This window comes from Advenella sp. (genome assembly GCF_052108595.1).
GTDB lineage: Bacteria > Pseudomonadota > Gammaproteobacteria > Burkholderiales > Burkholderiaceae_B > Advenella.
Genome location: NZ_JBQEAU010000039.1, coordinates 18,152 through 32,115 on the forward strand (window position 1 = coordinate 18,152; position 13,964 = coordinate 32,115).

Sequence of the window (13,964 nt, forward strand, 5' to 3'; positions counted from 1 at the left end):
ATTGACTCCTCCGATAGTTATTAACTCAAAGCAACTGTTGCCCGTGTAGCTTGCCGCGCAACGATTCGGGCACATCCACCTTGAACCCCAGAATTGCAGCGGACAGGGCTTTGCCATAGTTGTCCAGGCAAAGACTGCGCGATACACCGCCGCCCAACGCACCCTGAGCGACGAAGTTCATGGCGTGTATGTTGTCAACCTCATAGCGCAATACGTCGCCCGTAATCACGCCACCATAGAAAGCTTTGAGGCGTTCGGCGGTAAGCTGGGCTTTAAGAAGTTCATAAAATTCCGGTTCGTAGGCAAACACGGAGATATTTGAAGTGTTTCCTTTGTCTCCAGAACGAGTGTGGGCCAGATGCTGCAGAAGTATTAACATGATCAACTCTCAAAATAAGTTACAGTGGCTGGGACACTTTCACGAGGTACCAACGAGGACCAGACACCAATGATCTCTCGCGTTCGGTCCTGGTGCGGCACGCGCTTGCCGGTATGCGCAATGCCAGAAACCGCCATGCCGTCAACTTCTCGCCCGACCTTTTCCGCTTCTTCGCGGGTACGAGTGCGGGCGGCGACACGTACCGCGATTTCATAGGGTTCCGGCGCGTCGTTTGGCGTGGCTTCCCCATGAATGGCGTTGATGCCCAGGAAATCTATTCGCAGGTCTTCAGCATCCAGTTTCACAATTTTGAAGCGTTCTTCCAGTATGCGTTTGGCTAATTGGGCGCGTCGCAAGGCTCCGGGTCCGGCATAAAAAAACATGTCTTCACCAATAAAGCCTTCTGTGCAACCTATCGAGACCTTTAGGGTCGGCGTTCGCGGCTTACCGCTGATATGCGTCACGCGTACGCGATCAGGACCGTCCTGTTCCAGGTTGACGGTCGTAAAGTCAACGACGACATCCGGAGTCAGATAATTGGCAGGATCGTGCACCTCGTACAGGATTTGTTCCTTCACGGTTTGTAGAGTAACTGCGCCGCCGGTGCCTTTTACTTTGGTGATAACGGCGCTGCCGTCTTCTTGCACTTCGGCGATTGGGAAGCCGAAGTTCCAGGGTTCAGGTACATCTTTGAAGCCCGGGTCAGAAAAGTAGCCACCAGTCACTTGCGCTCCGCATTCCAGCAGATGCCCTATACCGTTACCCGCACCCAAGCGAGCGTGGTCAAGCGGATCCCAGCCGAATTCGTACATCATCGGCGCCATAAATATCGATGGATCGGCTACGCGACCCGTTATAACGATTTGGGCGCCGGCCCGCAGCGCTTCTACGATGGGTTCTGCGCCTAGATAGACTTCAGCAGAGATCAGAGTAGGCGCCAACGTGGTGGTGGGCTCTCCGTTTTCCAGAATATGGTCGGTGAGATCCAATATGCGTTCAGTAATCAGGCTGCCAGTAACGGCGGCAACTTTCACGCCTGATATGCCTAGTTCGCGTAAAAGCTCCACAACACGTTCGGCGGCCGCCGTGGGATTGATCCAGCCCTGGTTGGAAATAATGCGAGTGCCTTGGCGCATGCAGGCCGGCAAAACAGCGCGCATGCGGTCTTCCAGATAGGTGTCGTAGCCAGGGAAACTGGGGTCGCGCCGGCTGCGGACCTGGGCTGCCGAAACAGTGGCTTCGGCCATTGTCTCGAAGCAAAGATAGTCAAGTTTCCCATGTTCAGCATTCAAGGCAGCGGGCTCTATGCGGTCTCCCCACCAGGCCGCGCCAGATCCAATGCGGACCGTTTTGTTCATGCGTTTTTCTCCTATGTGCTTGTGTTAGACGTGCGTGACGTTTTTGCGAAATATCTGTTTAAGTACATTGCTTAACAACAAGTCTATAGACCGGGAAGTGGTGCAGCTAGCCCTATGGAGGAATAGAGGCTGTGAATATTATTCATAGCAAGTATAGATAAACTTGCATAAATACAGGCGTTTCTGTGGATGTGGTGAACGCTAGACAACAGCCGTTCTCGCCACGCTACGCATTTCTGCAATTCGATTACCTCCTGGGAGGCGTTCACATAAAAAAAATCACAAAAGAATAGGACCACCTTAGACATGCACAGACATGGCTTTAAGTATGCTCCTGGGAACATTCGGTCAAAGGACACTCAACAGGCCCAGGAAATAACCTTCCATGCAAGCATGTCATTTTCTCGCAACTTAGTAGCATCCTTTCTTAGGTAGGAGTACAGTCAACTGCCCCTGAGGATTGTCTCATTTATGTAAGCAGACATAGAATCTCGCTTGAAGAATAGTTTTACACTGTCTGTTGTCAGAAGAAATCCACTAAGGCGCTAGCGCTCCCCAAACTAGATATAGATCTAATTCGCTTAAGACTGAAAGCGGTTCAAATTCACGCATTAGGAGAAAAAATGATTGCTATCGAAGAAAAAGCGGCGGCAATGTCTGTACTGACTTAGGATTTAATAATGCGGACGAATTGCTCGTTAAGACAAAACTGGCTGCAAAAATAGGCGAAATTATCCGATCTCGTCATTGAGACCCTACTACTCACTGCAACTGCACTAGGTATTGCACAACCAAAATTGTCCAGTCAGCTTCGCGGCCAATTCAAAGGTACAAGCGAAGCAAAAATACTTGATTGTCTCGTGCGTCTTAGATGTGAAATACAAATCGTCATTGGCCCTGAAAAAACGAGCGAAGAAGTCGGGCACTCCAACGTTTTGTGCATTACTTAATATGGACTAACTCAAACATGAGCTGACAGTTACCCGTTTGTTACGCAGTGTCTGCCAGGTTCGATTTAGGTCACATCCTTCGACTCCCAAACCTCCTTACCCTCACGCAAGATCTGTATTGGCATTCAGCCCCAGCGCCCTTTGCCTTGACGAGTCCTTTCATTGTTATAAAAATTCGGCCGTCCGTCCAGATCTTTCTATGAAGAATCCAGATCACTGCAGAGGGTCTTTCTCAACGTGATCTGATAAAACACGTGCAGAATGGTTTTGTGCAAGCGTTCGCAAATGCCATTGGTCTGTGGTGACATTGCTTTGCGTTTCGTATGGTCAAATCCTGCCGGGCGCGCCACATTACTTAGGGTCTCCATATGGAGGCCTTTTGTTTTTTGTACGCGCTGGATTACCGCGCCACTGAATCGTGATATAGAAATTGCCCGGGACATCGGCATTACCGCCATTAAACCTGGTTTTTCGCGAATACAAGTTTAATGAATACCGCTTGTCCCCCTTTTATGATGAAGAGCCCGAGCCAGAGCCCGGCCCATCACCTTAATTCACACTCAGATTCAATCGCTTAATGATCGGTCCCCAGCGCTTGAGCTCCTCGTCCATATAGCGGGCAAACTCTTCCGGCTGATTACCCACAGGCAGCATGTATTGCGCCTTCAGGCGCTGCTGCACGTTTGGATCATGGATTGCCGCAATCAGTGCATCGGTCAGGGTTTGTCGGACATCGTCCGGCATGCCGGCAGGCGCGACAAAGCCTATCCAGCCTGATCCTTCAATGTCTTTTACTCCCTGCTCGGCAAGCGTCGGAATATTCGGAAACATATCCGTAGATTCATTGAACACAACTGCCAATGCGCGCAACCGTCTGTCGTTCACCATGGGCATGACAGCAATCGGTGGAAGTGCCGCAAACTGCCCATCGCCTGACAGCAGGGAGGACAGCGCCGCCGGTGAAGACGCATATGGGACATGAACAGCCTTTCCACCCACACGTTGCAGAAGTAACTCGACTGACAAATGCGCGATCGTGCCTGTTCCGGTCGAAGGAAAATTGTATTGCGACTTCGGATTACGCATGGCCTCAAGCAATTGCGGCAGTGTCTTGATGGGAGAGTTTGCCGGCACGACCAGCACGTTTGGCTGGTGCACAGCCAACGTCAGCGGCACTAGGTCCTTTTTTGGATCGTAGGGTAAGTCCTTGTAGATAAGCGTGTTGTTGACCAGCGGGCCGGTAATGGATACGCCAAAGGTATAACCGTCGGGTTTGGACTTGGCGATCACATTGGTTCCCAGATTGCCGCTGGCACCAGGACGATTCTGTATCACGATGGGTTGACCCAGTGTCTTGCTTGCCTGCTCGGAAATGACGCGCGCCATTTGATCGGGACTGGAACCGGGACCGAACGGCACGACAAGCGTCAAGGGACGCTCTGGCCAGGATCCTGCTGCCATGGAAATTGTCGAGATACTAAGTGCAATGGCGGAAAATCCCGCTTGAAACCATCTACGCATTCTGCGTTCTCCTTTTATTGTAAAAATATGGCTTTGAATAACGAGTAAACAAACGGAATCAACGAATGGCTCGCATGAAGGTTTCCATTTTGGTGGCCGTTTCAACAATTTCATGATTGGGATCGGATCCGGTCACAATACCCGCTCCGGCAAACAGCCGCAATTTGTCTTCACCTGTATGCAGTGCGCATCGCAAGGACAATGCCCATTCACCATCGCCATCGGCCTGCTGCCACCCCACCAACCCGGCAAAGTAACTACGATCGAATGGCTCCAATTGGGCCAAGTGCGAGAACGCCGTTGCTGTCGGATAACCGCAGATGGCAGGAGTTGGGTGCAGCGCACAGGCCAGTTCCAGCGCGGACATGGCAGGATTACGCAGCCGACCTGTAATGTAGGTCGATAAATGCCACAGTGTATCGGTGCCAATGACCGAAGGACCCTCAGGGATGTCCAGATCAACGCAATGCTCTTGCAGGATACGCACGATATCATTGACAACGTAGGAATGTTCGCGCAGATCCTTTTCCGACATGGCTAAGCCATCCCGCAGCAGTTGATCCTTTGACGGATCCTGATTGCGGCCGATCGAACCGGCCAGCGGATTCACATGTATCGTATCTCCTACACGGCGCACCAGGAGTTCCGGGCTGGCACCTACCATCATGCCGGCAGGAACCGTCTGGTCATCGTCTTCCCATACGGGAATGGCGAACGTATAGCCGAGTGCGTTGCGTGAAAGCAGATCTGGCAGAAGACGCGAATAGTCCAGCGGACGATCAAGGGTGACCTCCATGGTGCGCGCCAATACAATCTTGCGCAAGCCGTCTTCCGACATAAGGCCAAGCGCCTTGCGCACCATATCACCGTAATATTCGGGTTCAGGGACGGGCTTCTGAGCCGCAATTTGTGGCCTGCCGCTGGCTTCGGAACGTTTGACCTGCTCAGCGGGGATAGACGCGCTGTCTACGTGCGAAGCAATTGCCAGGCTGGCACGGCGGCTCACATCAAATGGCACCAATCCAAACATGACAGGCTCTGCCACACCATGCTTGCGCGCCTTATCGAACAGGGCATTCACCGTTTCTGCATTCGCCGGCTGATAAGCTACGGCAGCCACATCGTGGCGGCTTGCTCTCCATTGTCGCTGAGGAGACGCAAAGAAAAAATCGCCGATTCGAAAATCATTAATAAGCCATTGCCCTACTGACCCGTTCGACGCTATTTCGTCATTTGTATTTGCTGCTGCCGAAATATCTGGCTCCCTGGACATATCAATACCTGTAACAGTCGATTAAAAACACTGTACATTAGCACAAAAGCCTGCATCATGCTTGGGCTTGCGGCGCAGTCCGGCCCATCAGATCCGCGGTTTCATGGAGCGCAATTCAATCGCCGCCAGCGTCACGCTGCTCCATACTCTGCCGGCCATGTCTGTCGCTCCGGAGATGACAAAGCAACGGGTTGAACAGATCGCTCCTGAACTGCTCACAGTTGTCGGACAGCTCGTGATGGATCCCGATATCAACAACTGAATCATCAACCACAACCGGTCAACGGCGTCTGGCGACAAGCTTCGCAGTCAACTACGCTCCAGCGGCTCAATACGCTCGCCAAGCTCCAGAGAATGCCGCCTCACTCAGCGCCGTTTTCCCGCTTTATCCACCCATAAATCCTGGCGTTTGGCAGACATGCTATAAAATGGCCGTTGCACCTCTTTCGGAGAAGGAAGCATGTCTGTTCAAACGTTTAGCCGATGCGCCGTTGTCTTGTCTCTCGCCGTCTTTATTGCTGGCTGCGGTGGAGGCGCCAATAAAAAGCCTGTCGCTGCCGATCGCCACAACGATTGCAAGTGGCATCGCAGCAGTTGTCTGTATGAAGGCTCATATGAGCCGGGAGAGCGGGACTACGCAGAACAAGAAGCCAAACGCCTGAATGAGGCCCAATCTATCAGGTTGGTTCACAGCTCCTGGCAGTGATCGTAGAATCGCCCCGCGCCTTGTCCCTGTCCTGTAGGCAATGAAATCATTGCGGATAACATTGGCACTGGTCTTGAAAAAGCGCTATTGAAACATGCCCGTATGTTCACCCCTTGCGAACACACTTAGCATAACCTTGCGCGCTTGCACTGAAAATCACAATTACAATCGCCATTGCCTGTTGCGGCTTATTTCGCACAACCACCCTGTTGACATGTACGCCATACGCAAGGCCAAGTGACAATCTTGCCAGTGCGTCCGGGCAGCGGCTTCACGCCGGGCAATACTTTCAACTATCCAATCTAATGCTAATGCAGCCCAATCGCTGAGCAGAATCTGTGTGCGTTTATGATACCGATTTAATATCAAATAATCTATTTTTAATATTGGACCAATATCGTATTTATGCTTATGCTTTTCCTTATTCGGAAAATCATAATATGAACGACATCACATCCTCTCCCAGCGCATTGGCCGGTATTACCATTGTTGACCTGACCTCCGTGGTCTTTGGTCCGTACGCCTCTCTGATCCTGGCCGACTATGGTGCCACGGTGATCAAAGTTGAACCGCTACAGGGCGATTCCACACGGTATACCGGACCAGCCTACCAGGAAGGTTTGTCCGCCGTTTTTCTGGGTTCCAACAGAAACAAGAAAAGTATCGCAATCAACATCAAAACCTCGGAAGGGCTCGAGGTGCTGCAGCGATTACTGGAACACGCAGATGTCTTCATGCATAGCATCCGTCCCCAGAAACTGAATAAGCTGGGACTGGATCCGGCCACACTGACACGGCGCAATCCGAAACTGATCTACGCAGCGCTACTGGGTTACGGATCAAATGGCGCTTATAGCGGCATGCCGGCGTATGACGATATTATTCAGGGCTTGTCCGGCATACCGGATCTGATCAGGCAACAGACCGGCGCCGTGCGCTATATGCCGATCATTGCCGCCGATAAAACCTGCGCCCTGATGGCTGCCCACGCGATTCTGGCCGCCCTCTTCCAGCGCGAGCGCGATGGCCGCGGGCAACTGATCGAAATCCCGATGTTCGAATCCATGGTCTCGTATGTGCTGGTTGAACATTTCTACGGACGTCATCTGGCCGACAAGGATCTGGACGCGGGTTATGTCCGGGTGCTGTCCGAATGGCGCCGACCATACCAGACCACAGATGGCCATATTTGCATGATGCCCTATACCGATGAGCACTGGAAGCGGTTCTTTATAGAATCGGGCCATGGCAAACTGGCGCAGGACAGCCGCTTTCACAGCATCAGTGCACGCACACAGAATATCAACCAGCTGTATGAGCTGACTGGCAGCATCGTTAAAAATCAGTCCACTGCACATTGGTTGCAATTTTGCGATGAGCAGGAAATTCCTGCGGCACGTATCAATACGCTCAACGAGCTGGAGCAGGATCCCCATTTGCAGTCTGCGGGCTTTTTTTCGGAGCTGACCGATCAGGGTCACCGTTACCGCTTCACAAACAATCCGGTCAGTCTGTCAAACTCACAAGTGCCATTGAAAATGCCGCCGCGGCTTGGCGAACACACCCAGGAAATTCTGGATCAGCTGGGCTATTCGCAACAACAAATCAATCATTTACGTGAGCAACATATTGTGGGCGCTGACCGGCCGGACCAAACCACTTAACAGGAGTATAAAAAATGCAAAACGACCCAAAAATACTGGGCATGGGATTTTACTGGCAGGATCTGCAAGTGGGACAAAAGTTTGTTACCTTCAAGCGGACCATCACCGAAACCGATATCATCAATTTTATCAGTTGCACCGGCATGCTCGAAACCATCTTCATAGACAAGACCTTCGATGCCGGCGCCATATCGGGCAGGCCCGTGCCCGGTGCGCTTACCTACGGCATCATTGAAGGCATTCTCATGCAATCAATGGTCCAGGGCACCGGCCTTGCCTTGCTCGAAGTGCATAAAAAGATGCTGGCGCCGGTCATCGCCGGCGACACCGTTCATGCAGATGTCCTGGTCACCGGTATCAAACCGACCAGCAAGCAGAATCGCGCCGTCGTCGATACTCACATTGACATCAAAAATCAACACGATGTGGTCGTGATCAGTTATGACGTAAAGCGGATGCTGGCTGGCCGCCCGCAATAATTCAGACATGACATCGGCAAAACAGAGCGAGCAACTATGCTGACAAATCTTGAACTTGCCCGGCTGCCAGACCAGGACGAAAACGTACGGCAACCGATTCGCGCATTCATCCAGGAAAATACGCAGCACATGACTGCGTTTGACCGCGCCCGGTCATGGATGGGATTCGATGCTGATTTCAGCAAAAAGCTCGCGCAGCAAGGCTGGCTGGGCCTTACCCTGCCGCAGCAATATGGAGGCGCCGACAAAGGCTACTTCACCCGTTTCGTGGTATCCGAAGAATTGCTGGGCGTCGGCGCGCCCGTATCGGCACACTGGATTGCCGACCGGCAAAGCGGCCCGTTGATCCTGCGTTATGGCACCCAGGCACAACGCGATTTCTATCTGCCTAAAATCTGTCGGGCCGAAGCCTTCTTTTGTATTGGCATGAGCGAACCCGACTCGGGATCCGATCTGGCCAGCATCCGTACTCGGGCCATAAAAAATGATGATGGATGGACGCTCAATGGCAGCAAAATCTGGACCACCAATGCCCAGCACTCGCATTACATGATCGCATTGGTGCGCAGCAGTGGCACCGCCCAGGACAAGCACAAAGGCCTCTCACAATTTATTATCGACCTGAGCCTGCCAGGCATCACCATCCGGCCCATTCATGACCTGGCCGGCGATGCCCACTTCTCGGAAGTATTTTTTACAGACGTACAGTTGACGCCAGAAGCTTTGATCGGCCAGGAAGGCGCGGGCTGGGAGCAGGTCAATGCAGAATTGGCTTTCGAGCGCAGCGGACCGGAACGCCTGTATTCCAGCATGGCATTGGTCGAATGCTTTATCCGCGAGTGTCGTCAACAGGATTGGGGCAGCCCGGTTATTCAAAGCACGGTGGGCGAAATCACAGCGCGCCTGGCGGTGTTGCGCGCCATGTCACTTGCGGTGACAGCAAAACTGGCCAATGGACAGAATCCGGCGCTTGAAGCCACGCTGGTCAAGGATTACGGCACTTCGCTCGAGCAGGACATTCCCAAACTGATCGACCGGTGCCTTGGCCTGTATCCCGCTCACATGCCCTCGACAGAACTGATCAATACACTGTCGTTCGTCAGCCAGATTTGCCCGAGCTACTCGCTACGTGGCGGTACGCGCGAAATATTGCGCGGCATTATCGCACGAGGCCTGGGCTTGCGCTAAGGAAACAACATGGACACATTACTCGAAGATGCCCTTGGCGAACTGTTCAGGCACGTAACTTCAGGCGCATCGCCTGGCCTGGAAATCACGGCGGATCAGCACAAGAAAATATCAAATGAAATTTACGCTAGTGGCTTTGCCGACCTGCTGCTGCCGCAAGCGGCCGGTGGCAGCGGCATCAGCCTGTATGAGGTGATTGCATTGCTGAAGATGGAAGGGTATTACAACGTGCCCATACCTTTTGCTCAGACCGTGGTCACACGTGTTTGGGCACACACGCACAGTGTGGATCTACCGGAAGGCTCGTTCAGCTACGCCAGTTCGGCGCTTCAGATTGATGCACAGACCCGTTCGGCCACATTGCACAAGGCCTGGCATGGTCACTGGGTTGATCACATGCTGATCGCCACGGACCAGCAATGCTTCCTGGCGCACAGCCATAATCGTCGGATTTTGCAAGCCTACCATGGCGGCCTGTTCGCAGCCGTGGCCTGGCCGACTCAGGGCCTGACCAGGCTCGATCTGCGCGAGCAGGCAACGCACGACCTATTTCATTTGAGTGTCTTTGCCATGCTGGCAGCGACCGTGGGTGCCATGGAAAAAACCTTCGAACTCACGCTGGAATATGCTGCCCAGCGCCAGCAATTTGGCCGGCCGGTAAGCAAATTTCAGGCCGTGCAGCACCAGATCAGCGAAATGGCCGAACACGTGTGCGCTGCCGATATGGCATTGCAGATGGCGGCCGCCACTGACGGCAGCGCCCAGACTGCCCCTGGCTCCCGAGCGCTTGCCATCGCGCAATTTCAAATCGCACATATCGCAGACAGAATCGCCGATATCGCACATGCAATACACGGCGCAATCGGCATCAGCCAGGAATACCCCCTGCATCACTACACCCGCAGAATCCGGGAATGCAAGTCCTGCTTCGGCTCAGCCCAGTACTGGGCGGCTGAAATCGGGCAACACATCCTGCACAAAAACAATGACACGCTTTTCGCATTCCTGACTTCGGCCCAGGATGAACAAATGACGGGCTAGATACCGGTTCCAGCGAACCGGCTCGCCAAATAAAGTCTGGCCGTAAGCACGCTCACGCAGGTGCAGTCCACAATCACATGAGGAGACAATCATGTATTTCTGCAACACCCGCAAATCCGCCGCAGCCCTGCTTCTTGGCTGCACCCTGACCAGCCTTTGCAGCGCAGCCGCTACAACCGATGTCACATGGCCACGACAGCCGGTTACCATGGTGGTCCCCTTTCCACCGGGTGGCCCAACCGACATCGTGGCAAGGCAATTGGCAAAGCAGCTGGCGCAACGTCTTGAGCAACCGTTCGTGGTGGAAAACCGCGGCGGCGCCAATGCGACCATCGGCATGCAACATGTGGCCACCGCCAAACCCGATGGCTACACCATCCTGTACAACACATCCTCCATTGCCTTGAGCCCCGCTCTGTACCCGGATTTGTCATATGACCCCACGACGGCATTCGATCCCGTATCGACAACGGCCAATGTGCCAATGGTCGTGCTAGTCAATCCAAAGATACCGGCAAACAATCTGGAACAGCTCAAGGCACATGTGATCGCACACAAGACGAGTTATGCCTCCAGCGGAATGGGCAACATCACCCACCTGGGCGGTTTTTTGCTTAACAAAGGGCTCGACATCAAGGCATTGCATGTGCCATACAAGGGCAGCGCCCCGGCTATGGTCGATTTGATGGGCGGCCAGGTAGATTACATGGTCAATACACTAAATGATTCCCTATCGGCCATTCGCGGCAAAAAAGTGAAGATACTGGCACTGGCAAGTCTGCAGCGCAACGAGCACGTGTTGCCCGGCGTGCCGACGGTAGACGAAGCGGGCGTTAAAGGCTTTGAGATTGGCGCCTGGCAAGGCGTCGTAGTGCCACGCGGCACCCCACAGCCGATTATCGACAAATTGAACAAAACTATCCGGGACACACTGGACTCACCCGACTTCAAAGCAACCCTTCAAAAACAGGGCACAGATACGCTTGGCTCAACGCCCCAAGCGTACCGCCAGTTTATCCTGCAGGAAACCAAACGCTGGAAACAGGTGGTGCAGGAAGCCGGCGTCAAATCCAATTAAAGTGGCCTGGCTGTCGATTCTACAATCGACAGCCAGCATACGCGTCATGACATTCAACATAGAATGATGGAGACAACATGAAAAAGTCCCCCTTTGCAGCGCTTTGGGTCGCAGCCGTACTCACCGCAGCGATTGTCCCGGTAGCCGGATGGGCAGCCTATCCGGAAAAACCCATCAAAATGATCGTCTCGTTTCCTCCGGGCAGCGGGACCGATACCAATGCCCGTTATGCGGCAAAAAACATGTCGGAAAAACTCGGTGTGCCTGTCATGGTGGAAAACAAGCCCGGTGGCAACAGTTTCATCGCCGCCGAAGCCGTTGCCAGTGCAAAGCCGGATGGTTATACCCTGCTGTTTGCCAGCAACTCGCCCGTTGCCACCAATGTAGCGATGTTCAAGTCCCTGCCCTATGACCCCGTCAAGGGCCTGACACCGCTGGCCAAACTCAGCTTTGGAGCAATGGGCGTGGCCGTCAATGCCTCTGCACCTTATTCATCGATTCCGCAATTGCTCGAGTATGCCAAAAAACATCCCGGAAAAATGAACTATGGTAGCGGCAGCGCTTCCTATCGAATTGCCACTGAATTATTTCTGTCCATGGCGCAGATTACCGCCAGACAAATTCCTTATAAGGGCGCATCCCCAGCGCTCACGGACCTGGCCTCGGGCCAGGTGGATTTTGTATTTGCCGACTATGGCGCCATACTGCCGCTGGCCAACGCAGGCAAAGTCAAAATCATTGCCGTCACCGGCACCGATCGCCTGGCCACGGCCCCATCCATTCCCACCCTGAAGGAACTGGGCTATACGGACTATTACATGGTCAACTGGACAGCGGCTTTCGGCCCCGCCGGCTTACCCGAGAATGTGCGCGACCTGCTAAGCGAAACGCTGGAGGACATTTATCGAACTGACGATGCCAAAGCCTTTCTGGCGAAAATCAACTGGGAAGCCTTCCCCGGCGACTCGGGTGATCTGGCCCGCTTTCAGCGCACCGAAATTGAGCGCTGGTCCAAGGCGGCAGCACGTGCGGGCATTGCCAAACAGTAAGCTTGCCGGCGCAGCATCAGCCATAGACCTGCCAAGCTTGATAAAATCGGTCAGACTGTTCCGGTAATGCGTACCGGCAACACCCCCTACGTATGCGATTATCAGGATATTCAAATTGGAACTGCGCCGTATCAGACATTTTGTCGTGCTAGCCGAAACGCTGAACTTTCACAAGGCAGCCGAAAAATTGCATATTGCCCAGCCCCCGCTTTCGGTCTCTATCCAGAAACTCGAAGCCGAACTGGGGCTTACGCTGTTTCATCGCAATCCCAAAGGCGTGTCGCTCACAGAAGAAGGCGCCCACATTCTGCCGCTGTCGATCCGTCTTTTGCAGGCTGCCGAGCAAGTGGAACAAACGGCACTTGAAATCCGCGAGGGCACCAACGGCTCTTTGCGTATCGGCATAGTTGGCTCGACCACCCAGCAGTTGTTTCAGAAGCTGGTATCGGCATTTCGTACGTCATATCCCAAAATTTCGCTCTCTTTCAGCGAAGCTACCTCGACACAAATCGTGCAAGCTGTCAGTTCGGGCAAGCTCGATATCGGGCTTATCAGGACCCCGATATTGGCCAGCGCCGATGTCAATATGCAAATTCTGGAGAACGATCATTTCATTCTGGCGCTGCCCGAGGGGCACGCATTGGCCAACCAGCCGGTACGGCTGAGCGATCTGGCCGACACCCCGTTCATCGTCTATTCGTCCGAGCATGCTCGCGGCCTGCATTATGCGATGATGGCCGCATGCCAGTCGGCCGGCTTCTCGCCAAAGGTATCCCAGGTTGCCGTACAGGTGCAGACGGTCCTATCGCTGGTCGAAAGCAATTTTGGTCTGGCCCTGGTGCCGTCAGTGATGGAGAATATCAACCGCTATCGCATCATCTACAAACCACTTGAAGATGAATCGACCGTCAAGCGCATTGGCTACGGATTGGTATACAGGCAGGAAACCGAATCGATGGCCACCTCCAGATTCCGGGCGCTGGCCTCGGATATGTCGGTTCGTACATGAGCGCCATATACTGCAGCATTATTGGGCTGCTATGCACTGCCCTGTTGGATCTCCAGTTGCTTGTGTAACCGGCTGAACACCCGCAAGGCATTGCCACTCATGGTTAGCTCGCGTGCATCAGGCGTAAGCCAACCAACGGCATCGATATAACGTTTCGTGTCGTCATCGTTAAAACCGGCTTGCGAGCGCAAAACCGCCGGCCAAAAAAGAGCGCTGAAATATCAACCATTACAGTTGGCATTCAACGCTCCAGGGCCTTTTTCAACTCG

Annotated in this window: 14 protein-coding genes; 10 read left to right on the forward strand and 4 right to left on the reverse strand. The window is 53.4% G+C overall.

All coding sequences use genetic code 11. The annotated features are described in order from the left end of the window. Positions 1-25 precede the first annotated feature (25 nt). Positions 26-379: an AtuA-related protein gene (locus tag ACTIKR_RS09095; RefSeq protein ID WP_442327684.1), complete on the reverse strand. Its 354-nt coding sequence runs from the start codon at positions 377-379 to the stop codon at positions 26-28. Between the two features lie 2 nt (positions 380-381). Beyond that, complete coding sequence (locus ACTIKR_RS09100; RefSeq protein ID WP_442327685.1) at positions 382-1,737, reverse strand: acyclic terpene utilization AtuA family protein; 1,356 nt, start codon at positions 1,735-1,737, stop codon at positions 382-384. 797 nt (positions 1,738-2,534) lie between these two features. Between ACTIKR_RS09100 and ACTIKR_RS09105 the strand changes: the two genes are divergently transcribed. Next, positions 2,535-2,687, forward strand: coding sequence for a hypothetical protein (locus tag ACTIKR_RS09105; protein ID WP_442327686.1), 153 nt, complete (start codon positions 2,535-2,537; stop codon positions 2,685-2,687). 549 nt (positions 2,688-3,236) lie between these two features. Here the strand turns inward: ACTIKR_RS09105 and ACTIKR_RS09110 are convergent. Together ACTIKR_RS09110 and ACTIKR_RS09115 are read right to left on the reverse strand one after the other, a co-directional pair. Beyond that, positions 3,237-4,208 (reverse strand): Bug family tripartite tricarboxylate transporter substrate binding protein, encoded by a 972-nt coding sequence (locus tag ACTIKR_RS09110; RefSeq protein ID WP_193087513.1) that lies wholly within the window; start codon positions 4,206-4,208, stop codon positions 3,237-3,239. 58 nt (positions 4,209-4,266) lie between these two features. Further along, positions 4,267-5,289, reverse strand: coding sequence for an isochorismate synthase (locus tag ACTIKR_RS09115; protein WP_442327687.1), 1,023 nt, complete (start codon positions 5,287-5,289; stop codon positions 4,267-4,269). Positions 5,290-5,584: 295 nt separating this feature from the next. Here ACTIKR_RS09115 and ACTIKR_RS09120 point away from each other — a divergent pair, with 295 nt between their 5' ends. The 9 genes from ACTIKR_RS09120 to ACTIKR_RS09160 all read left to right on the forward strand — a co-directional run bounded on the left by ACTIKR_RS09120 (position 5,585) and on the right by ACTIKR_RS09160 (position 13,695). Next, a complete protein-coding gene (locus ACTIKR_RS09120) occupies positions 5,585-5,743 on the forward strand; it encodes a hypothetical protein (RefSeq protein WP_193087511.1) in 159 nt (52 codons plus the stop codon). Between the two features lie 166 nt (positions 5,744-5,909). After that, on the forward strand, positions 5,910-6,143 hold the full coding sequence (locus tag ACTIKR_RS09125) for a hypothetical protein (RefSeq protein ID WP_193087510.1): 234 nt from the start codon (positions 5,910-5,912) through the stop codon (positions 6,141-6,143). A 484-nt stretch (positions 6,144-6,627) separates the two neighbouring features. After that, positions 6,628-7,851 (forward strand): CaiB/BaiF CoA transferase family protein, encoded by a 1,224-nt coding sequence (locus ACTIKR_RS09130; RefSeq protein ID WP_442327688.1) that lies wholly within the window; start codon positions 6,628-6,630, stop codon positions 7,849-7,851. Between the two features lie 14 nt (positions 7,852-7,865). Further along, positions 7,866-8,330, forward strand: a complete 465-nt coding sequence (locus tag ACTIKR_RS09135) for a MaoC family dehydratase (RefSeq protein ID WP_193087508.1) — start codon at positions 7,866-7,868, stop codon at positions 8,328-8,330. Between the two features lie 36 nt (positions 8,331-8,366). Continuing rightward, positions 8,367-9,518 (forward strand): acyl-CoA dehydrogenase family protein, encoded by a 1,152-nt coding sequence (locus tag ACTIKR_RS09140; protein WP_442327689.1) that lies wholly within the window; start codon positions 8,367-8,369, stop codon positions 9,516-9,518. Positions 9,519-9,527: 9 nt separating this feature from the next. After that, positions 9,528-10,559 carry an acyl-CoA dehydrogenase family protein gene (locus ACTIKR_RS09145; protein WP_442327690.1) on the forward strand — a complete coding sequence of 344 codons (1,032 nt, stop codon included), beginning with the start codon at positions 9,528-9,530 and terminating at the stop codon, positions 10,557-10,559. Between the two features lie 91 nt (positions 10,560-10,650). Beyond that, complete coding sequence (locus tag ACTIKR_RS09150; RefSeq protein WP_442327691.1) at positions 10,651-11,637, forward strand: Bug family tripartite tricarboxylate transporter substrate binding protein; 987 nt, start codon at positions 10,651-10,653, stop codon at positions 11,635-11,637. A gap of 77 nt (positions 11,638-11,714) precedes the next feature. Continuing rightward, complete coding sequence (locus ACTIKR_RS09155) at positions 11,715-12,686, forward strand: Bug family tripartite tricarboxylate transporter substrate binding protein (protein WP_442327692.1); 972 nt, start codon at positions 11,715-11,717, stop codon at positions 12,684-12,686. 115 nt (positions 12,687-12,801) lie between these two features. Beyond that, entirely contained in the window at positions 12,802-13,695 is an 894-nt protein-coding gene (locus ACTIKR_RS09160) for a LysR family transcriptional regulator (RefSeq protein ID WP_442327693.1), read from the forward strand. Positions 13,696-13,964 lie beyond the last annotated feature (269 nt).

Bases quoted from the DNA above. Each gene is read 5' to 3' on its own strand.
- ACTIKR_RS09145 (WP_442327690.1), top strand. From the start codon at position 9,528: ATGGACACATTACTCGAAGATGCCCTTGGCGAACTGTTCAGGCACGTA.
- ACTIKR_RS09125 (WP_193087510.1), top strand. From the start codon at position 5,910: ATGGCCGTTGCACCTCTTTCGGAGAAGGAAGCATGTCTGTTCAAACGT.
- ACTIKR_RS09095 (WP_442327684.1), bottom strand. From the start codon at position 379: ATGTTAATACTTCTGCAGCATCTGGCCCACACTCGTTCTGGAGACAAA.
- ACTIKR_RS09110 (WP_193087513.1), bottom strand. From the start codon at position 4,208: ATGCGTAGATGGTTTCAAGCGGGATTTTCCGCCATTGCACTTAGTATC.
- ACTIKR_RS09130 (WP_442327688.1), top strand. From the start codon at position 6,628: ATGAACGACATCACATCCTCTCCCAGCGCATTGGCCGGTATTACCATT.
- ACTIKR_RS09140 (WP_442327689.1), top strand. From the start codon at position 8,367: ATGCTGACAAATCTTGAACTTGCCCGGCTGCCAGACCAGGACGAAAAC.
- ACTIKR_RS09100 (WP_442327685.1), bottom strand. From the start codon at position 1,737: ATGAACAAAACGGTCCGCATTGGATCTGGCGCGGCCTGGTGGGGAGAC.
- ACTIKR_RS09135 (WP_193087508.1), top strand. From the start codon at position 7,866: ATGCAAAACGACCCAAAAATACTGGGCATGGGATTTTACTGGCAGGAT.
- ACTIKR_RS09150 (WP_442327691.1), top strand. From the start codon at position 10,651: ATGTATTTCTGCAACACCCGCAAATCCGCCGCAGCCCTGCTTCTTGGC.
- ACTIKR_RS09155 (WP_442327692.1), top strand. From the start codon at position 11,715: ATGAAAAAGTCCCCCTTTGCAGCGCTTTGGGTCGCAGCCGTACTCACC.
- ACTIKR_RS09120 (WP_193087511.1), top strand. From the start codon at position 5,585: ATGGAGCGCAATTCAATCGCCGCCAGCGTCACGCTGCTCCATACTCTG.